The organism is Pedococcus sp. P2_D9 (genome assembly GCF_056404275.1).
The window spans coordinates 418423-436930 of record NZ_JBFUEI010000004.1; the positions used below are offsets into that span (position 1 = coordinate 418423).

Consider the following 18508-nt stretch of genomic DNA (forward strand, 5'->3'; position numbering starts at 1 on the left):
GGTCAGCCCGTTCCTGTCGGGGCGTCGGTGTCGGTGCCTCCCACCTCGCCACCACCCTGGCCGTCGGTCGCCCCGTCGGACCCGCCCGTCGTCGAACCCCCCTGGGGATCGCCGGCGGGCGCACGGCTGCCGCTGGTAGCGGGCGCGGGCACGGTGGCGAAGGTGGCCTTGGGGTTGGACAGCCAGGTCAGGTGGTCCAGCGGCCAGACCAGCGCCACTGCGCGGCCCACGATGAGGCGCTCGTCGACCGAGCCCTCGCTGCCGTTGTTCTCGGGAGCGTCGTGAGCCCGCGAGTCGGCGGAGTTGGAGCGGTGGTCGCCCATCACCCAGACGCGTCCCCTCGGCACGGTGATGTCGAAGTCCTGCTCGCTCGCCGCGTCGCCCGGCTTGAGGTAGGGCTCCTTGATGGCGGTGCCGTTGATGGTGATCCGACCGCCCTCGTCACAGCAGACGACATGGTCACCGGGTAGCCCGATGACACGCTTGATGAGGTGGTTCTCGGCGTTGTCGGGCAGCAGTCCGACGAAGGTCAGGGTGTCGCTGACGATCGTCGCCAGCGGTCCGCGCTGGACCGGTGTGGTCGCGTCGAGCCACTGGCCCGGGTCGGCGAACACGACGATGTCGCCGCGTTCGAGGTCGATGGGTCCCGGCGTCAGCTTGCTGACGATGACGCGGTCGTTGAGGACGAGGGTGTCCTCCATGGAGCCTGACGGGATGTAGAACGCCTGGAGCAGCCAGGTCTTGACGATGAAGGACAGCACCAGGGCCATCCCCACGACGATCGCGAACTCCTTGAGGGCAGCACCGAGCACCGCCAGACCGCCCACCGGCGCATCGTCGGCATGACGTCCCTTGCGAGACGCCGATGACGCCGTCGGTCCTTCGGGCTCGGCGGACTCGTCGGCACCGGGATCGACCGAGTCGACCCCGTCGACCTGCGCGGGCTCCGACGATCGCGGGGACTCTCCCTCGTAGCCGAGCCACCCCGCGTCGACGCGGCGCGCGTCCCGCGCGTCGCGTGCGTCGCCACTCACGGGGCACCGACGCGGGGGATGTCGGCCAACGCCTCGGGGGTGTCGAAACCACCGACGCGCGACAGCGGCCAGTAGGTCGCACTGGCGCGGCCGATCACGTCGGACAGCCGCACCGTGCCGCCGCCCCGGTCGCCGAGGTGGGAGCGGGAGTCCGCGCTGTCGCTGCGGTGGTCGCCCATCACCCAGACCCGGCCGGCCGGCACGGTGACGTCGAAGGTGAGGTCGCTCGACTGGTCCCCGGAGAAGAGATAGGGCTCGGCCAGCGGCACTGCGTTGACGGTGAGCCGGTGCTGGGCGTCACAACAGACGACGTGGTCGCCGGGCAGCCCGATGACCCTCTTGACGAAGTCCTGCTCACCGAGGTCGAGACCCACCAGGGAGGCCGCGCCGCCGAGTGCCCGTCCGATCAGACCGTCGTCCTTGTGGGGCTCGCGCTCGGCGACGGCGAAGCTCGTGGTGCCGTCGAAGACGACCACGTCCCCCCGCCGCAGCGAACCGCCGGAGACCAGCTTGTTCACCAGGATGCGGTCGCCGGGCTCGATCGTCGGCTCCATCGATCCCGACGGGACGTAGAACGACTGCACGAGGAAACCCCGGACCAGCACCATCACCAGCAGGGAGACGCTCGCCAGGAGCAGCCACGACGGGCCGCCACGTGGGCGTTCCCACGCGACCGCCGCATCAGTCTCGACTGGAGCGGCGGCCGGGTCGTGCTGGGGTGATTCCGGTCCGGGGTTCATCGCATCCGGAGCCTAACCCTCGGGGCTGTGCCGCCGCGTGGCGGGACACCCGAGGGAGAGATGGTTCCCGCCTTACTTGGCGGTGACCGTCTCGCGCTTCTCCTTGATCTTGGCAGCCTTGCCGCGCAGGTCGCGCAGGTAGTAGAGCTTGGCGCGACGGACGTCACCGCGGGTGACGAGCTCGATGTGGTCGATGATCGGGGTGTGCAGCGGGAAGGTGCGCTCCACGCCGACGCCGAAGGAGACCTTGCGGACGGTGAACGTCTCGCCGATGCCACCACCGTGGCGACGGATCACGACGCCCTTGAAGACCTGGACGCGCGAGCGGGTGCCCTCGACGACCTTGACGTGCACGTTGATCGTGTCGCCGGCGCGGAAGGCCGGGATGTCGTCACGAAGGGATGCCTTGTCGATCGCATCGAAACGCTGCATGGCGGATTCGCTTTCTTCTCGGCGCCACAGGTCGCCCAGGGTGTTGGGTGGTGCTGCTGATGATGGTGCGCGCCTGGTGCGTGACCGACCACGTGGTCGGGACACTGCCCGGACACTCCCCCTGTGGCAGGGGTCGCTGGTCACGCGGGCGCGAGGAGCCATTCTGCCACGCACAGGGGCCGCGACAGAAATCGTCGCGGCCCCTGAGATCCCGGTATGCCGCGTGGCTGGGCCACGCGCTCAGGCGCTGGCGTGCGCCGGACCCCAGGCCGGGTCGATCCGGTCGGCCCAGCGACGCTGGACCGACGCCGTGCTGCGCAACGTGGTCGCGAACGAACGGCGCACGGTCCCGCGAGTCGGACGGGTTCCGAGGCCGTCGTCGACGACGGGGGCGTCCGGGCGGGCCGACCGGGCCAGGGCGGCGCCTGCGTTGCTGTTGATGGTGAGGGCGATGTAGTCGCTCATGTCCTTCTCCTTCCGGGGATGTGTGGTGCGGTGGTGCTATCGGTGGACGCTGACGGGTCCGTCAGCGCGTCTGTGGCGTCGTGGCAGGTCCGGTGCTGGACCGCACGACGAGCTCGGTGGGGAGCACGACGCGGCGCTCGGTGTAGTCGGGGTCGAGGAGCATGCGGCCGGCGATCCGACCTCGTTCGGCAATGGGCTGCCGCACGGTCGTGAGGCCGTTGTCGGCCGCCGCCGGCACGTCGTCGAAACCGACGAGGGACAGGTCCCGCCCCGGGGTGATGCCGCGCTGCCTCATCGCGTCGAGCACGCCGAGGGCGAGGACGTCGCTCACGGTGATGATCGCCGTAGGTCGGTCCTGGCGGTCGAGCAGGTGGGCGCCGGCCGCCCGGCCGGCCTCGACCGAGTTGTGGCCGGGAGGTGCGACGGTGCGCACGCTCACGTCCGGGCCCAGGCCCTCACGGAAGCCGTCGTAGCGGTCCCACGAGAAGGACATGGAGCGGTGCTGCACGTCGTCCACCTCGACGACCTGGTGGGAGTCGACCTTGCTGTCGACGACGATGCCGACGTTCCGGTGCCCCAGCCGTCGGATGTGCTCGCCGACCTCACGGGCCGCGCCCCGCTCGTCGATCAGCACCAACCCGTCCATCCGCGGGTCCTTGTCGTCGGTCGCCACCATCCGCAGGCCCCGCTCGACGGCGATCTCGCGGGCCGGGTGGCCGATGTCGAGGCAGTAGGCCAGGACCCCGTCGATGACCGCGGCCCGCATGGCCTCGGCGCTCGCCTCGACCTCCTCCGGCCGCTCGGGGTCGAAGGGCGTCAGCGGGATCAGCAGCAGGCCGGTCTGGAACTGCTCGGCGACCTCGGCCAGCCCCGCCAGCATTCCGACCGAGTAGGGGTCCGAGAACGCGTAGCTGAGCCGCTCGGTGAACACCAGACCGATGGCCCTGGCCCGCTGGGACCGCAGGCTCCGTGCGGCCGGGTTGGGACCGGCATACCCGAGCGCCTTCGCGGTCTCGAGCACCCGCCGGCGCACCTCGGCCGACAGCTGGTCGGGCTTGTTGTAGGCGTTGGAAACAGTGGAGACAGACACGCCGGCAGCCTCGGCAACGGACTTCAAGGTGACGTTTCCCATGTGTGGCCTCCCTCCTGAATCTGCGATCTGTATCGATGTACTAAATCGTTCAAGAAGAACGATACAGAAAACATTCCCGACTCGCGCAGCTCCTTTTCGCGAGGGGCCCGCTCGCGCACCACCGCCAGCACGCGGCATACGGTGGCGCCTGTGAGCATCGACCCCGGGTGGCCCGTCGCCATCGCCTTGGCGCTGCTCCTGTCGATCGCGCTGGCGGCCCACCGGGTGGCGGGCTACGACCTCGAGCGTCCGGTGCTGGTCGCGGCGGTACGGGCCATCGCCCAGCTCGGGGTCGCCGCCCTGCTCATCGCCGCGGTCGTCGACAGCCTTCCGCTGTCGGTCGCGCTGATCGGGGTCATGTTCGCGATGGGTGTGCTGACCACCTCGCGGCGCGTCGAGGCGCCGCGGGCCTGGAGGTGGGCGGCGCTGGCCATGGCTGCCGGCGTCCTGCCCGTGGTCGCGGTGGTCCTCGGCACGGGAACCATCCCGCCCGAGGGCATCGCTCTCATCCCTGTCGTCGGCATCATCGTCGGCAACGCCATGACAGCGCACACCCTCGTGGGCCGCCGCGCCTTCGCTGCCCTGCGCGAGGAGCACAGCCAGTACGAAGCGTGCCTGTCGCTCGGGCTGCTCCCCCACCAGGCCGTCCTCGAGATCGTCCACCGCCGCGCGCCAGAGGCGTTGTTGCCGGGGCTCGACCAGGTGAAGACGACCGGTGTCGTGACGCTGCCCGGCGCGTTCATCGGCGTGATGCTCGGCGGCGGCACGCCGGTGCAGGCCGCCACGGCGCAGGTGCTGGTGCTGTTCGGGATCATGGCCGCCCAGACGGTGACCGTCCTGGTGGCGGAGCGCCTCGTCGCCAGCCGTCGCCTCGTCCCGTCCGACCTCGCCACGGCCCTCGTCGACTGAGCCGACCCGCATCCCTGCAGGTGTCGGTGGCGGCATACTCACGGCATGCCACCGGACGAACGGCGGGACCTGCGGCCGTTCGCGCTGGCCTCCGCCGTGGCGGTCGTCTCGGTCACCCTGCTCGGACTGGCGACGGTCCACGGCTGGCTCGGCCCGGACGTCGGCCGCGGTGACCGGTTCTGCGAGGCGGCCCGGGACGGCATCGTGCGGCAACCCGCCAACACGCTCAGCAACGTCGGGTTCGTCCTCGCCGGCCTCGGCATCGCGTGGCGGGCCGGGGCGGCCCGCACGACCATCGCGGCCAACCCACGCCTCGCGGGCGCCTTCGGCGTGGTGGTCGTCCTGCTCGGGGCGGGCAGCGCGGCGATGCATGCCACCCAGAGCGCCCTCGGAGGCCACCTCGACCTGCTCAGCATGTACCTCGTGGCGGCGTTCGCCTCGTCGTACGCCGTGACCCGCTGCCTGCATCGCGGTGACGGTTTCTTCGCAGGCCTGTTCGTCGCCGTGGTGGTCGTCTGCGAGCTCGTCGAACGCATCCCTGGGCACGTCCCCGTGGTCGACATCGCCGCCAACCTCGCGTTCGGGGCCTTCCTGCTGGTGGCCCTCACGGGCGAAGCGGTCCTCTGGCGTCGAGGCAGCACGCACCGCGACATCCGCTGGGGCTTCGCGTCGGCCGGCGCCCTGGCCCTGGCCTTCGGGATCTGGAACCTCGCCAAGGACGGCACTGCTTTCTGCCACCCCAACTCGCTCCTGCAGGGGCACGCCGCGTGGCACCTGCTCTGCGCGGTGGCGGCCTACGCGGTGTACCGGCTCTACGCCAGTGAGCGGGTCAGCGGCGCGGCTTGACCAGGTCGACGGTGCCGGGAAAGGCACCCTCGCCCGGCTGCACGCGATAGCCCGCCTTGCGGTAGATCCGAAGGTTGCGGTCGCTGCGGATCCCGGTGTTGAGCCAGTATGCCGCCGTGCCCGCCGGCGCCTGCGCCTCGGCGAAGGCGAGCAGGGCACGCCCCAGTCCGCGGCCCTGAAGGTCGGGCGCCACCATCAGCCGGCCGATCTGCCACAGGGTTCGTTCGGTCGGAGCCGTGCGGCCGCGCACCGACCCGACCAGGCGCCCGCCGGCGCGAACGGTCCAGGTGCGCCACTCGGCGATGCCGGCCACGACCTCTGGCAGGGTCTCGACGAGTGGCGGGATGCTGAGCGAGTCGTTGGCTCGCGCCTCACTGAGCCAACAGGCGCGGCCCAGCGTCATCAGCTCCGGGGCATCCGCCGCAGTGGCGACGGCGACCTCCAGCCCTTCCAGCCCTTCCTGCCCTGCCTGTCCGGTGCCGGTCCGGTGCACCGTCTGGGACACGTGCAACAGGTCGGGGCGGCGGGCCGCGGTGCGATCGAGCCGCTGCTGGTGCCGCCACGCGGCGATGGCGCCGTGGTCACCCGAGAGAAGGACCGGGGGTACGTCGCGGGTGACGCCCGGAGCGGACTCCCAGGACGCGGGCTTGGTGTAGACGGGGTACTCGAGCAGGCCGTCCTCGTGGGACTCCTCGACCAGTGACTCGGCGTTGCCGATGACACCCGGCAACAGGCGGGCGACGGCCTCGACCATGGCCAGCACCGCGACCTCTCCCCCGTTGAGGACGTAGTCGCCGAGCGAGATCACCGACACCTCGAGGCCCAGGTCCTGCGCCGCGTACTCGTAGACGCGTTCGTCGATGCCCTCGTAGCGGCCGCAGGCGAAGGCCAGCCACGGCTCCTCGGCGAGCTCGCGCGCCAGGGCCTGCGTGAACGGCATACCTCCCGGACCGGGGACGACCAGACGCGGACGCGTGCCGCCGTCGGCTGAGGCGACCACGTGGTCGAGCGCCTCGGCCCACGGCTGCGGCTTCATCACCATGCCCGCCCCACCGCCGTACGGCGTGTCGTCGACGCTGCGGTGCCGGTCGTGGGCGTACTCGCGCAGGTCGTGCACCCTCAGGTCGAGCAGGCCGTCGCGACGCGCCTTCCCGATCAGCGAGAGGTCGAGCGGCGCGAGGTACTCCGGAAAGATGGAGACGACATCGATGATCACGGGGTCACCGGGCCGTCACTCGGCATTGAGCTCGAGCAGTCCCGGCGGGGCGTCCACGACGACGCGGCCGCCCTCGACGTCCACCTCGGGCACGATGGCCTCGACGAACGGGACCAGCGCCTCGGCCCCACCGGTCAGTCGCAGCACGAGCTGGTCCTGGACCGCCCCCGTGCGCAGTCCGGCGACCTCGCCGAGGACGCTGCCGTGGGGGTCGACGGCGGCCAGGCCCACGAGCTCGTCCTCGTACCAGGCGTCATCCTCGTCCTGCGCCACGGCGGCCTCGGCGTCGATGAACAGGCGGGTGCCGCGCAGCGACTCGGCCCCGGTGCGGTCGGGGATCTCCTCGAAGGCGAGCAACCAGGTCTTCTGGTGCAGGCGGGCCGAGCGCAGCGTCAACGACCTCGGAACCCCCGAGCCCGCGACGGCCTCGGTCTCGTAGGCAACGCCAGGGACGTACCTGACCTCGGGGTCGTCGGTGTGCGTCTGGACCGTCACCTCACCATGCAGGCCGTGCGGCTTGCCGATGCGGGCGACGAGGAGTCTGGAGTCGGCAGGCATGGGTTGATCCTCTCAGGGGTTGGTGGGCTGGCACGACGACGGGGTTGCGGGCCGGCACGACGAAGGGCCACCGGGAAGCCCGGTGGCCCTTCGTCACTGCGTCTGCTGTCGGCGGAGCCTCAGCGCACGCGGTCGGTGTCGACGATGTCGACGCGGACGTTCTGGCCGCCAGCCAGCGCACCCATGACGGTGCGCAGGGCGCTCGCGGTGCGACCGGAGCGACCGATCACGCGACCGAGGTCTTCGGGGTGGACCCGGACCTCGAGCACCTCACCACGGCGGAGCTCCTTGCGTCGCACGGCCACCTCGTCCTTGTGGTCGACGATGCCCTTGACGAGGTGCTCGAGCGCCTCTTCCAGCACGGTCAGGCCTTGTCCGCGGCGTCGGCGTCGGCGTCGGCGGCCACGGGGGCCTCCTCGGTCTCAGCCTTCGCGTCGTCAGCCTTGGGAGCCTCGTCAGCAGCCTTGGGCTCCTCGACGGCGACCTCTGCGGCCGGGGCCTCGACCTTGGCCTCGTCGGCCTTCTCAGCCTTGGCGGGCTTGTCGTCGGCCTTGGCGGTCTCGGCAGGGGTCTCGTCGGCCTTGGCGGTCTCGGCAGGAGCCTCGTCAGCCTTCTTGGTGGCCTTCTTCTTCGGGGTGGTGGCCCCGTCGGCGCCGGCCTCGGACTTGCCCGCCGCGGCGATGGCCGCGTCGTACAGCTCCTTCTTGGACGGCTTGGCAGCCTTGACACGCAGGGTGCCCTCGGTGCCGGGCTCGCCCTTGTACTTCTGCCAGTCACCGGTGATCTTGAGCAGCGCGGCGACGGCCTCGGTCGGCTGCGCGCCCTGGCCCAGCCAGTACTGCGCACGGTCCGAGCTGATGTCGATGACCGAGGGCTCCTCGGTGGGGTGGTACTTGCCGATCTCCTCGATGGCCCGGCCATCGCGCTTGGCGCGCGAGTCCATGACGACGACGCGGTAGAACGGAGCATGGATCTTGCCCATGCGCTTCAGACGAATCTTGACGGCCACGGTGGTGGTGTCTCCTGTTTCTGGTTGTGAGCACGGCGAGACCGCGCAGGATTCACGCGGGGTACCGGAACTCGGTGTAGGCGTTCCAGCCAGGAGGCTCCGGTGCGAGACCGAGCCCGTGCCTGGACGGGTACAGCCGACCATTCTGCCAGACCCTCACAGTGCTCCCGACCACGGCGACCCCGCCGGCCAACGGGTCCAGGCGACACGCGAGGGTATGCCGCCTGCTCACCCGCCTGCGCCGCTCCCGACTTGGTGCTCTCCGGTGGTCACCAGACCCCCGATCCGGGTGCCCCGTGACCAGCAGCCGGCAACAAGTCCCACCCCTCCCCGACTTGGTGCTCTCCGGTGGTCACCAGACCCCCGATCCGGGTGCTCCGTGACCAGCAGCCGGCAGCAAGTCGCCTCTCCCCTGGACCGGGCTGTCACCAGGGGCTGGGTTCGAAGTCCTTGACGAAGCAGCCGTAGACGTCCTCACCGGCTTCGCCCCGGACGATCGGGTCGTAGACGCGGGCGGCCCCGTCGACGAGGTCCAGCGGGGCGTGCCAGCCCTCGGCGGCGATCCGCAGCTTCTCATGGTGCGGACGCTCGTCGGTGATCCAGCCCGTGTCGACCGCGGTCATCAGGATCCGATCGGTCTCGAACATCTCCCCCGCGCTCGTGCGGGTCAGCATGTTCAACGCCGCCTTGGCCATGTTGGTGTGCGGGTGGCCGGCACCCTTGTAGCGGCGGGAGAACTGGCCCTCCATGGCCGACACGTTCACGACGTAGGCGCGCCTGGCACCGGCCGCCACCGCCGCCCGCATCGACGGCCGGAGCCGCGAGACGAGGATGAACGGCGCGGTCGCGTTGCACAGCTGCACCTCGAGGAGCTCGAGCGGGTCGACCTCCTCGACCTTCTGCGTCCAGGAGTTGTTGACCTGGGTGTCGGGCAGCAACCCGCCCGCGTCGACCGCCGTCCCCGCGAGGTGCGCCTCCAGGCTGGCGTGACCGGCGGACAGCGCCATCGACGTCATCGAGGCGGCCGAGCGCTGGGCGAGCGCCTGCGCCGCCTCTCGCTCGGACTCCCCCTCGTGGTGGGCCACCTTGTGCTCGCGCAGGGTGCCCAGCAGGTTGGCGGGGTGCGCCTCGCTGATCCTGTCGAAGGTGACCAGCTCGGGCAGGGCGATGTCCCCGGGGAGTGGGACCGACTCGCCTTCGACGAGGTGGGAGTAGGCGCCCGGCGTGCGGCGCACCGTCTGGGCCGCGTTGTTGATGAGGATGTCGAGGGGGCCCGCGGCGGCGACCTCGTCAGCGAGGGCGACGACCTGGGTGGGGTCGCGCAGGTCGATGCCGACGACCTTGAGCCGGTGGATCCACAGGTGCGAATCCTCTTGCGCAGCAAAGCGTCTCGCCGCATCGTGCGGAAACCGCGTGGTGATCGTGAGGTGGGCGCCGTCCCGCAGCAGCAGGAGCGCGATGTACATCCCGATCTTGGCGCGGCCGCCGGTGAGCAGGGCTCGCTTGCCGGTCAGGTCGGTGCGCTGCTCGCGCTTGGAGTGGCTGAGGGCGGCGCAGTCGGGGCAGAGCCAGTGGTAGAAGGCGTCGACCAGGGTGTACTCCGCCTTGCAGATGTAGCAGTTGCGCGGCTTGAGGAGCTCGCCGGCGTGTGCGCCCCGGGTCGTCGACACGAGTGGGATGCCCTTGGTCTCGTCGTCGATGCGCATCGGGGACCCGGTGGCGGTCTGGGCGAGGATCGCCTCGTCGTGGTCGACCTGGGGCTGCTTCGCCTCGCGACGACGGGCCTTGCGCACCCGCTTGTACATCCGGCCGGTGGCTCGCTTGACGGTCTGGATGTCGGGGTGGTCACCATCGAGCTCGGCCAGCTCCTCCAGCACGCGCAGCGCTGTCGCGAGGTCGTCCGGGTCGATTCCCGGCCCGACGTCCAACGGGACAGCGGGCGTGATGTCCGCCGCCGCCCGGTCTGCCTGGTCGTGCGCCATCAGCGGCTGCGCCAGGCATCGGGGTCGGCGGCGAGGGCACCCACCCGCTCGGGCAGGTTTCCGGAGAGGACGGCAGCAAGGCTGGTCTCGTCCAGCACCGATCGCAGGCTCGCCCGCAGGGCGACCCACACCGTGGGCAGGTGCTCGGCGACCCCTTCGTATGCCGTCTCGTGCGGCCGCAGCCCCCTCACCTCCGCGAGTGGTCCGTCCACGGCACGGAACACGTCACCGAGGGAGATGTCCCGGGGTTCGCGGGCGAGGGAGTAGCCGCCGCGCGCGCCCCTCGTGCTCTTGACCAGCCCCGCGGTCTTCAGGTCGGCGACGATGGCCTCGAGGAACTTGCGCGGCAGGGTCTGCCGGTACGACAGGGTCTCGACGCTCACCGGACCGGCCGACATCGTCGCCGCCTCGGCGAGGATGAGCATGGCCCGGACCGCGTACTCAGTGCGTGCCGAGATGTCCACCCGCGCATTGTGTCGCACGGGCGGGCGACGGACGCAGCGGACCCTGCGCGCGGCATACCAAAGCGTGTTGCGCCGCTCAGATGGCGAGCGCGGGCTCGACCTCCGCTGCGTCGGGCCGCGTGGTCGCCCGGGCGAAGACCGTCTCACCCTCGACGAGCCGCAGGGCATCGGCCTCCGCGCGCGTGACCTGCGCCGCGAAGCGCACACCCGCGTCGGTGCGCAGGTCGACCCGCACCTCGAAACCGAGACGCACGACGCGTTCGACGACAGCCTCGACGACGCCCGGCGAGCCGCCGACGCGGGCGTCCTGGGCCTGGGCGCGCTCACGGCTGCGGTCGAGGGCGATGTCGTGCGGACGTACCAACTGCCCCCCGAGCCTGGCCACCGAGCCGAGGAACGACATGACGAAGTCGTTGGCGGGCCGGTCATAGAGGGTCACGGGGTCGCCGACCTGCTCGATTCGGCCCTTGTTGAGCACGGCGATCCGGTCGGCCACGTCGAGGGCCTCCTCCTGGTCGTGCGTGACCAGGACGGTGGTGACGTGGACCTCGTCGTGCAGCCTGCGCAGCCACTGGCGCAGGTCGGCGCGCACCTTGGCGTCGAGGGCGCCGAAGGGTTCGTCGAGCAGCAGCACCTCGGGGTCGACCGCGAGTGCCCGGGCGAGTGCCATCCGCTGGCGTTGCCCGCCCGACAGCTGGGCGGGGTAGCGGTGCTGGAACCCGTCGAGCCCGACGATCTCGAGCAGGTCGTCGACCTTGCGCGCTATCTCGGCCTTGGGCCGCTTGCGGATGGTCAGGCCGAAGGCCACGTTGTCGCGCACCGTCATGTGCTTGAACGCGGCGTAGTGCTGGAACACGAACCCAATACCGCGCTTCTGCGGGGACACCCCGGTCACGTCCCGTCCGCCGATGACGATGCGACCGCCGTCGAGCTGCTCCAGACCGGCGATCGAGCGCAGCAGCGTCGACTTGCCGGACCCGCTCGGCCCCAGCAGGGCGGTCAGTGAGCCCGCGGGGATGTCCAGGGTCACGTCGTCAAGGGCGGCGAAGGCCCCGTAGTGCTTGCGGGCGCCAAGGACGGTGATCATGTGGTTCTCCTCTTGCGGTCGAGCGCGGTCATGCCGAGCAGCGTCAGCACGGCCAGGCCCATGAGCAGGGTGGCGGCGGCGTAGGCGCCGTAGGTGTTGTGGTCGTCGATGTAGCGGGAGTGGACGAGCAGGGTCAGGGTCTGGGAGACCCCGGGGAAGCCGGAGCTGACCATGATCACGGCGCCGAACTCCCCCAGCGCCCGGGCGATCGTGAGGACGGCGCCGTAGGTCAGCCCCCAGCGGATCGCCGGCAGGGTGATCCGCCAGAACGTCTGCCACGTGCTGGCACCGAGGGTGGAGGCGGCTTGCTCCTGCTCGGTGCCGATCTCGTGGAGCACCGGCTCCACCTCGCGCACCACGAACGGCAGGGTGACGAACAGCGTGGCGATGACCATGCCCGGCAGCCCGAAGATGACCTTGAAGCCAAGCCGTTCGAGACCACCGAACCAGCCGTCGGCTCCCCAGAGCAGGATGAGCGACACGCCGACGACGATCGGCGACACCGCGAACGGCAGGTCCACCACGGCCTGGACCAGGCCGCGTCCACGGAACCGTCCGCGCACCAGGGCCAGCGCCGTCCCCACCCCGAACACGACGTTGAGGGGCACGACGATCGCCACGATGAGCAGCGACAGGTTGAGCGCGGAGATCGCCGCGGGAGTCCTGATCGACTCGAGAAACGCCCCCACACCCTCTCCGAACGTGCGCACGAGGATGAGCACGATCGGGACAGCGAGCAGGAGCACGAGGTAGCCGAGCGCGACGGTGCGCAGGCCGATCCGGGCGGTGGTGGAGGTCTTCACTGGGCCTCCTCCTCCCGGCGCAGGCTGCGGCCGGCGAACACCCGCAGCACGAACAACGTGGCGAAAGCGATCACCAGCAGCGCCACGGACACCGCGGCGGCGTTCAGCGGCCGGTCGATCTCGATCTGCTGCTGGATGTACTGCGAGGCGACCTGGGTCTCGCGTGGGATGTTCCCGCCGATGAGCACCACCGAGCCGTACTCCCCGATCGCCCGCGCGAACGCCAGTCCGGTGCCGCTGATCAGGGCCGGAGCCAGGGTCGGCAGCACGACCCGGCGGAAGGTCGTCCAGTTCGACGCCCCCAGCGAGGCGGCGGCCTCCTCGACCTCGCGGTCGGCCTCGATGAGCACCGGCTGGACGGACCGGACGACGAACGGCAGCGTCACGAAGGCCAGTGCGACGAGCAGCCCGGGCTGGGTGGCGTTGAGGTGGACGTGGATCGGGCTGTTCGGCCCGTAGAGCGACAGCAGCACGATGCTGGCGACGATGGTGGGCAGGGCGAAGGGCAGGTCGATCAGGGCGTTGACGACGCGCTTGCCCCGGAAGTCGTCGCGCACCAGCACCCAGGCGATGAGCGTGCCCATCACGGCGTTGACCACCGCGACGACGGCGGCGACCAGAACGGTCACGCGCAGCGAGGCCAAGGCGACCGGCGCGGTGACGGCCTCCCAGAAGCCGCCGACGCCTTCGCCGAGCGAGGTGACCGTGAGGGCCGCGAGCGGGAGCAGGACGAGAACGCTCAGCCACAGGCCCACGAGGCCGATGCCGAGGGGTCGGGCGAGCGGTCTGGCGCCCTGGAGCCGGCGACGAGGGGTGTCTGCGCGCGGCGGCAGGGACGCCACCTCGGAGATCGAGATGTCGTCCCTGCGCGCGCTGTGCGTGGTTGCGGTCATGGCCTACGACGTGGCCTTGTCGTAGATGACGGCGATGGAGCCGGTCTCCTTCTTGAAGAGCGTGCCGTCGACCGTCTTCCAGCCACCCAGGTCGTCGATGGTCCAGAGCTTCTGGGGCGCCGGGAAGTCGGCCGCGAACTCCTTGGCCACGGCCGGGTCGACGGGGCGGAAGCCTGCCTGGGCCCACAGCTTCTGGGCCTCCGGGGTGAAGAGGTAGTCGTTGAACGCCTTGGCCTTGGCGAGGTTGGGGCTCTTGCTCAGCACGGCGGTGGGGTTCTCGATCTTGAAGGTGGTCGGCGGCGTGATGTGCTCCACCGGGTCCCCGCTGCGCTCGGCGAACAAGGCCTCGTTCTCATAGCTCAGCAGCACGTCGCCGGTGCCCTGCAGGAACGTCTCGGTCGCCTCGCGCCCCGACTTCGGCTGCACCTTGACGTGATCCGTCACCAGCTGCTCGATGAAGGCGAGGCCGGCCTTGGGGTCCTTTCCACCGTCGCTCTTCGCGGCATACGGCGCCAGGAGGTTCCACTTGGCGCTGCCCGAGCTGAACGGGTTCGGGGTGACGACCTCGACGCCTGGCTTCAGCAGGTCGTCCCAGTCCTTGATGCCCTTGGGGTTGCCCTTGCGGACGACGATGGTGACGACCGAGCCGAACGGGATCCCCTTGTACTGGTTGGCGTTCCAGTCCTTGGCGACCAGTCCCGCGTCGACGAGGCGGGTGATGTCCGGCTCGACCGAGAAGTTCACGAAGTCAGCCGTCGCGCCTGCCGCCACCTTGCGCGACTGGTCTCCCGAGGCGCCGTAGGACTGCTGGAACTGAACGCCCTTGCCGGCCTCGGTCTTGTTGAACGCGGGGATCACCTTGTCGTAGCCGACCTTCGGCACGGCATACGCGAAGAGGTTGATCGTGCCCGTCTTGGCGGCGGCATTCTCGGCGTCCGCCGCGGCACCGACCGTGTCGCTGGCTCCGCCGCCGCCACAGGCGGTCATCACCATCGCGCCGACGGTCGCGGCGGCGGCCAGGGCGAGGCGGGGGTGACGGCGGGTCGACTTCATCGGAGCTCCTTGGTTGCCGTGAGGCGTTGGATGCGCACCCTGCGCATCTCCTATGTGACAACTAGGAGTTTGGATAGCAATTAGTTATCGGTCAAATAACGTGACCTTATGTCTCGCATCGTGGAAGGGCCGGGACTGGCACGTATGCCGCGCGCCGGCCACCGCGCGGAAGTCAGGACGGGCGTGGGTCAGGAGAAGTCGCGACCGCGCAGGACGACGTGCTCGGGGGCCGCGAGCGCGCGGATTTCGCGTCGCGGATCGGCCGCGTAGACCACGAGGTCGGCGTCTGCACCCTCCTCCAGCCCAGGTCGGCCGAGCCATTCGCGAGCGCCCCAGGTCGCGGCGTACAGGGCCTCGTCGGTGGACAACCCCGCCTTGGTCAGCTCATGGGCCTCGTCGGCCACCAGTCCGTGCCGCAAGGATCCCCCCGCGTCCGTGCCCAGATAGATGGGTATGCCGGCGTCCCGGGCCGCGCCGATCGTGGCATAGCGGCGCTCGTGGAGCGCGAGCATCCGGCGGTGGTAGTCGGGGAACCGGTCCTTCGCGGGCTCGGCGACGGATGGGAAGGTCGCGATGTTGACCAGGGTCGGCACGATCGCGATCTGCTGCTCCGCGAACTGCGCGATGGTCTCGGCCTCCAACCCGGTCGCGTGCTCGATGCAGTCGGTGCCCGCCGCGGCGAAGTCGTAGAGCGAGGCCTCGCCGAAGCAGTGGGCGGTCACCCTGGCGCCCTCGTCGTGGGCGGCGGAGATCGCATCGGTGAGCACGTCGACCGGCCAGCAGGGCGTGAGGTCGCCGGCGTCGCGGTCGATCCAGTCGCCCACGAGCTTGACCCACCCGTCCCCTGCGCGAGCCTCGATCCGGACGCGCTCGACGAGCTGGTCGGGCTCGATCTCGTGGGCGTAGTTGCGGATGTAGCGACGGGTGCGCGCGATGTGGCGGCCGGCCCGGATGACCTTGGGCAGGTCGTCGCGCTCGTCGATCCACCGGGTGTCGGCGGGCGATCCCGCGTCGCGGATGAGCAGCGTCCCCGCCTCGCGATCGGCCAGCGCCTGAGCCTCCGCGGTCGCGTCGTCCACCGCGCCGTGGGCGTCGAGCCCGACGTGGCAGTGCGCGTCGACGAGGCCGGGCAGGACGTAGCCGCGCAGCGTCTGGACGTCGGATCCGCTCCCGCTCGGCCGTTCGAAGGTCAGCCTTCCGCCGACCACCCACGCCTCGGGCCGCACGTCCTCGGGGCCGACGAGGACCTCACCACGCAGGTGCAGCACCGTTGCCGTCATGTCGCCGACCCTACCGGCGCAGGGAACTCACCCCAGTGGACCGATATTCACGCGTGGCCCACGCAGGGATCCGTCCAATTGGGTGAAATACCTGCGTCGGGGTCAGTGGGGCTCGGTGAGTGGCTGGACGAAGCGGCGAACCACCTCGACGACGACCTCCGGCGCATCCGTGTGGACCCAGTGCGTCGCGCCCTTGACGGTCACCTGGCGCACCTTCGGGAACAGCGCCCGCATCGAGGGCAGGTCCTCGTCGGTGATGTAGGACGACTCCGAGCCGGCGATCCACAGGACAGGCCCGGCAAAGGGCGGGAGCTCTGCGGTGGTCTCGGGCCAGTCCGCGATCACCGAGCCCGCCCCCCGGGCAGCATCCGCCGCGAACAGCTCGAGGTTGGCCTGCCAGCGCCAGGAGTCGCCGTCGCGCCGGAGGTTCTGCAGCAGGAACGCCTTCACACCCGGGTCGGGTTCCTCGAAACGCGCCTCGGCGTCACGCCGGCTGGCCAGCTCTCTCAGGGGCAGCCGCTGCATCTCCTCGATGTAGCCGCTGAACCGCTCCAGGCTGCCGTAGCTCTTGGGCGCGATGTCGACGACGACCAGCCTCGACACCAGCTCGGGATGCTCGAGGGCCAGCAGCATCGCGGTCTTGCCACCCAGGGAGTGCCCCACGACCACCCACGACGCGTCGGCGTCGATGCCGCGCAGGGTGTCGGCGACGGCCGCGGCATACCCCTCGAAGGAGAACTCCTGTGACCACGGGGACCGGCCGTGGTCCGGGAGGTCGACCAGGGTGCTGCGCGCACCCCTGCCGTCGGGTCCGGCGAGCGCCTTGGCGATCTGCGACCAGTTGCGCCCCTGCCCGAAAAGCCCGTGGAGAAAGGCGATTCGCGGCCCTGCGGTGCCGACCGAGAGGGTGTGCAGCGGTGCTGCGTGGCTCACCTGCCGAGGAACTTCTCGAAGCCTGCGGGCAGCTGGTTGGGGTCGAGGTCAGCGGGTATGCCGCCGTCCCCGGCGCCTCCTCCGAAGGCGGCCCCGCCACCGCTCGCCTTGGCGGCCGCGCCCTTCTCCAGGGCTGCCCGCTCCTCGGCGGCCCGCTTCGCCGGGTTGCCCGACTTGGACTTCTTGCGCTGTGGCTGCTGCTGGCGGCCCTTCTTGCCGCCACCCATGCCCGGCATGCCGGGCATCCCGGGGATGCCGCCGCCGCGCGCGAGCTGCTTCATCATCTTCTGCGCCTCGGTGAACCGCTCGAGCAGCCCGTTCACCTCGGACACCTGCACCCCCGAGCCCTTGGCAATGCGCAGCCGGCGCGATCCGTTGATCTGCTTGGAGTGGGTGCGCTCGAACGGGGTCATCGACCGGACCATCGCCTCGATGCGGTCGAACTCACGCGGGTCGAGGTTGTCGAGCTGGGCCTTCATCTGGCCCATGCCCGGCATCATGCCGAGCATCGCCTTCATGCCGCCCATCTTCTTGAGCGCCGACATCTGCTGCAGGAAGTCGTCGAAGGTGAAGTCCTCCTCGGCGAGGAACTTGCGCTGCATCTCCTCGGCCTGGCTGCGGTCGAACGCCTTCTCGGCCTGCTCGATGAGGGTCAGGACGTCACCCATGTCGAGGATGCGCGAGGCCATCCGGTCGGGGTGGAAGACCTCGAAGTCCTTCACGCCCTCGCCGGTGCTGGCGAACATGATCGGACGACCGGTCACCGAGGCGACGGACAGGGCGGCGCCACCACGGGCGTCGCCGTCGAGCTTGGACAGCACGACGCCGGTGAAGTCGACGCCAGCCTGGAACGCCAGGGCCGTCTCGACCGCGGCCTGGCCGATCATCGCGTCGATGACGAACAGGACCTCGTCGGGCTCGATCGCCGTGCGGATGTCGGCGGCCTGCTGCATGAGGTTGGCGTCGACGGCCAGGCGTCCGGCGGTGTCGACGATGACCACGTCGTGCTGGGCGCGGCGCGCCTGGTCGATTCCGGCTCGGCTGACCGAGACCGGGTCGCCGAACGAGCGGGTGCCCTCACCCGTCGGACCGACGGCGTCGTGGCCCCCGATGTTGCCGCGCTCGGGTGCGAACACAGGGACGCCCGCGCGCTCACCGACGACCTCGAGCTGGGTGACGGCGTTGGGTCGCTGCAGGTCGGCGGCCACGAGGATCGGCGTGTGGCCCTGCTCCTTGAGCCACCGGGCGAGCTTGCCGGCGAGGGTGGTCTTGCCGGCGCCCTGCAGACCGGCGAGCATGATCACGGTCGGCGGGTTCTTGGCGAACGCGATCGTGCGCGTCTGGCCACCGAGGATGCCGATGAGCTCCTCGTTGACGATCTTGACGACCTGCTGGCCCGGGTTGAGGGCTCCCGACACCTCTGCCCCGAGGGCCCGCTCGCGCACGGCGTGGGTGAACGCCTTGACGACGGGCAGCGACACGTCGGCGTCGAGCAGCGCGAGCCGGATGTCGCGGACCGTCGCGTTGACGTCGGACTCGGACAGCCGGCCCTTGCCCCGCAGGTTCTTGAAGGTGGCTGTCAGGCGGTCGGAGAGTGAGGTGAACACGGGCCCAAGGTTAATCGACCCAGGGTCCTGCGCCGGACGCAGCGCCAGAAGGTGGTCCGCGTGCA

Annotated in this window: 19 protein-coding genes and 2 pseudogenes; 2 read left to right on the forward strand and 19 right to left on the reverse strand. The window is 70.6% G+C overall.

Annotation, left to right across the window (positions count from 1 at the left end):
* Nucleotides 1-2: 2 nt before the first annotated feature.
* From lepB (AC1DXJ_RS09315) to AC1DXJ_RS09335, 5 genes are all read right to left on the reverse strand, one after another.
* Nucleotides 3-1034 (reverse strand): signal peptidase I, encoded by a 1032-nt coding sequence (gene lepB / locus AC1DXJ_RS09315; RefSeq protein WP_477615464.1) that lies wholly within the window; start codon nt 1032-1034, stop codon nt 3-5.
* Nucleotides 1031-1774 (reverse strand): signal peptidase I, encoded by a 744-nt coding sequence (gene lepB, locus AC1DXJ_RS09320; RefSeq protein ID WP_477636864.1) that lies wholly within the window; start codon nt 1772-1774, stop codon nt 1031-1033. The genes lepB (AC1DXJ_RS09315) and lepB (AC1DXJ_RS09320) overlap by 4 nt, the downstream gene beginning before the upstream one ends.
* A gap of 72 nt (nt 1775-1846) precedes the next feature.
* Nucleotides 1847-2206 (reverse strand): 50S ribosomal protein L19, encoded by a 360-nt coding sequence (gene rplS / locus AC1DXJ_RS09325; protein WP_477615466.1) that lies wholly within the window; start codon nt 2204-2206, stop codon nt 1847-1849.
* Nucleotides 2207-2446: 240 nt separating this feature from the next.
* The gene (locus AC1DXJ_RS09330; protein WP_477615467.1) at nt 2447-2671 is read right to left on the reverse strand and encodes a hypothetical protein; all 225 of its coding nucleotides are present in this window, start codon (nt 2669-2671) and stop codon (nt 2447-2449) included.
* A 61-nt stretch (nt 2672-2732) separates the two neighbouring features.
* Complete coding sequence (locus AC1DXJ_RS09335; RefSeq protein ID WP_477615468.1) at nt 2733-3803, reverse strand: LacI family DNA-binding transcriptional regulator; 1071 nt, start codon at nt 3801-3803, stop codon at nt 2733-2735.
* A gap of 150 nt (nt 3804-3953) precedes the next feature.
* On the opposite strand from AC1DXJ_RS09335, the gene AC1DXJ_RS09340 reads away from it, so the two are divergent.
* Together AC1DXJ_RS09340 and AC1DXJ_RS09345 are read left to right on the forward strand one after the other, a co-directional pair.
* The gene (locus tag AC1DXJ_RS09340; protein ID WP_477636865.1) at nt 3954-4712 is read left to right on the forward strand and encodes an ABC transporter permease; all 759 of its coding nucleotides are present in this window, start codon (nt 3954-3956) and stop codon (nt 4710-4712) included.
* A 45-nt stretch (nt 4713-4757) separates the two neighbouring features.
* On the forward strand, nt 4758-5558 hold the full coding sequence (locus tag AC1DXJ_RS09345; protein WP_477615470.1) for a ceramidase domain-containing protein: 801 nt from the start codon (nt 4758-4760) through the stop codon (nt 5556-5558).
* Here AC1DXJ_RS09345 and trmD read toward each other — a convergent pair.
* The 14 genes and pseudogenes from trmD to ffh form a co-directional block, all read right to left on the reverse strand.
* On the reverse strand, nt 5542-6774 hold the full coding sequence (gene trmD / locus AC1DXJ_RS09350; protein WP_477615471.1) for a tRNA (guanosine(37)-N1)-methyltransferase TrmD: 1233 nt from the start codon (nt 6772-6774) through the stop codon (nt 5542-5544). The two genes, AC1DXJ_RS09345 and trmD, sit on opposite strands and share 17 nt — an antisense overlap.
* A 15-nt stretch (nt 6775-6789) precedes the next feature.
* Nucleotides 6790-7332, reverse strand: coding sequence for a ribosome maturation factor RimM (gene rimM, locus AC1DXJ_RS09355; protein WP_477615472.1), 543 nt, complete (start codon nt 7330-7332; stop codon nt 6790-6792).
* Between the two features lie 119 nt (nt 7333-7451).
* A complete protein-coding gene (locus AC1DXJ_RS09360) occupies nt 7452-7694 on the reverse strand; it encodes an RNA-binding protein (protein WP_140741550.1) in 243 nt (80 codons plus the stop codon).
* A gap of 146 nt (nt 7695-7840) precedes the next feature.
* A pseudogene (rpsP, locus tag AC1DXJ_RS09365) lies at nt 7841-8341 on the reverse strand (30S ribosomal protein S16); the annotation flags it as partial.
* 425 nt (nt 8342-8766) lie between these two features.
* Nucleotides 8767-10323, reverse strand: a complete 1557-nt coding sequence (locus AC1DXJ_RS09370) for an SDR family NAD(P)-dependent oxidoreductase (protein WP_477615473.1) — start codon at nt 10321-10323, stop codon at nt 8767-8769.
* Complete coding sequence (locus tag AC1DXJ_RS09375) at nt 10323-10787, reverse strand: RrF2 family transcriptional regulator (RefSeq protein WP_477615474.1); 465 nt, start codon at nt 10785-10787, stop codon at nt 10323-10325. The genes AC1DXJ_RS09370 and AC1DXJ_RS09375 overlap by 1 nt, the downstream gene beginning before the upstream one ends.
* A gap of 76 nt (nt 10788-10863) precedes the next feature.
* Nucleotides 10864-11190, reverse strand: coding sequence for a TOBE-like domain-containing protein (locus tag AC1DXJ_RS09380; protein WP_477615610.1), 327 nt, complete (start codon nt 11188-11190; stop codon nt 10864-10866).
* Between the two features lie 30 nt (nt 11191-11220).
* A pseudogene (locus tag AC1DXJ_RS09385) lies at nt 11221-11874 on the reverse strand (sulfate/molybdate ABC transporter ATP-binding protein); the annotation flags it as partial.
* On the reverse strand, nt 11871-12677 hold the full coding sequence (cysW, locus tag AC1DXJ_RS09390) for a sulfate ABC transporter permease subunit CysW (protein WP_477615475.1): 807 nt from the start codon (nt 12675-12677) through the stop codon (nt 11871-11873). The pseudogene AC1DXJ_RS09385 and the gene cysW, both read right to left, overlap by 4 nt.
* Nucleotides 12674-13570, reverse strand: coding sequence for a sulfate ABC transporter permease subunit CysT (gene cysT / locus AC1DXJ_RS09395; protein ID WP_477615476.1), 897 nt, complete (start codon nt 13568-13570; stop codon nt 12674-12676). The genes cysW and cysT overlap by 4 nt, the downstream gene beginning before the upstream one ends.
* 3 nt (nt 13571-13573) lie before the next feature.
* A complete protein-coding gene (locus AC1DXJ_RS09400) occupies nt 13574-14623 on the reverse strand; it encodes a sulfate ABC transporter substrate-binding protein (RefSeq protein WP_477615477.1) in 1050 nt (349 codons plus the stop codon).
* A gap of 188 nt (nt 14624-14811) precedes the next feature.
* Nucleotides 14812-15903, reverse strand: a complete 1092-nt coding sequence (locus AC1DXJ_RS09405) for an amidohydrolase family protein (protein ID WP_477636866.1) — start codon at nt 15901-15903, stop codon at nt 14812-14814.
* A gap of 102 nt (nt 15904-16005) precedes the next feature.
* A complete protein-coding gene (locus tag AC1DXJ_RS09410) occupies nt 16006-16836 on the reverse strand; it encodes an alpha/beta fold hydrolase (RefSeq protein ID WP_477615479.1) in 831 nt (276 codons plus the stop codon).
* Nucleotides 16833-18443 carry a signal recognition particle protein gene (gene ffh / locus AC1DXJ_RS09415; protein WP_477615480.1) on the reverse strand — a complete coding sequence of 537 codons (1611 nt, stop codon included), beginning with the start codon at nt 18441-18443 and terminating at the stop codon, nt 16833-16835. The genes AC1DXJ_RS09410 and ffh overlap by 4 nt, the downstream gene beginning before the upstream one ends.
* Between the last annotated feature and the right edge of the window lie 65 nt (nt 18444-18508).

What these genes read in the sequence shown, in the direction of transcription:
- lepB (WP_477636864.1), bottom strand. Translation starts at nt 1,774, where the DNA reads ATGAACCCCGGACCGGAATCACCCCAGCACGACCCGGCCGCCGCTCCA.
- rplS (WP_477615466.1), bottom strand. Translation starts at nt 2,206, where the DNA reads ATGCAGCGTTTCGATGCGATCGACAAGGCATCCCTTCGTGACGACATC.
- AC1DXJ_RS09330 (WP_477615467.1), bottom strand. Translation starts at nt 2,671, where the DNA reads ATGAGCGACTACATCGCCCTCACCATCAACAGCAACGCAGGCGCCGCC.
- AC1DXJ_RS09335 (WP_477615468.1), bottom strand. Translation starts at nt 3,803, where the DNA reads ATGGGAAACGTCACCTTGAAGTCCGTTGCCGAGGCTGCCGGCGTGTCT.
- AC1DXJ_RS09345 (WP_477615470.1), top strand. Translation starts at nt 4,758, where the DNA reads ATGCCACCGGACGAACGGCGGGACCTGCGGCCGTTCGCGCTGGCCTCC.
- rimM (WP_477615472.1), bottom strand. Translation starts at nt 7,332, where the DNA reads ATGCCTGCCGACTCCAGACTCCTCGTCGCCCGCATCGGCAAGCCGCAC.
- AC1DXJ_RS09370 (WP_477615473.1), bottom strand. Translation starts at nt 10,323, where the DNA reads ATGGCGCACGACCAGGCAGACCGGGCGGCGGCGGACATCACGCCCGCT.
- AC1DXJ_RS09380 (WP_477615610.1), bottom strand. Translation starts at nt 11,190, where the DNA reads ATGTCGTTCCTCGGCTCGGTGGCCAGGCTCGGGGGGCAGTTGGTACGT.
- cysT (WP_477615476.1), bottom strand. Translation starts at nt 13,570, where the DNA reads ATGACCGCAACCACGCACAGCGCGCGCAGGGACGACATCTCGATCTCC.
- AC1DXJ_RS09400 (WP_477615477.1), bottom strand. Translation starts at nt 14,623, where the DNA reads ATGAAGTCGACCCGCCGTCACCCCCGCCTCGCCCTGGCCGCCGCCGCG.
- AC1DXJ_RS09405 (WP_477636866.1), bottom strand. Translation starts at nt 15,903, where the DNA reads ATGACGGCAACGGTGCTGCACCTGCGTGGTGAGGTCCTCGTCGGCCCC.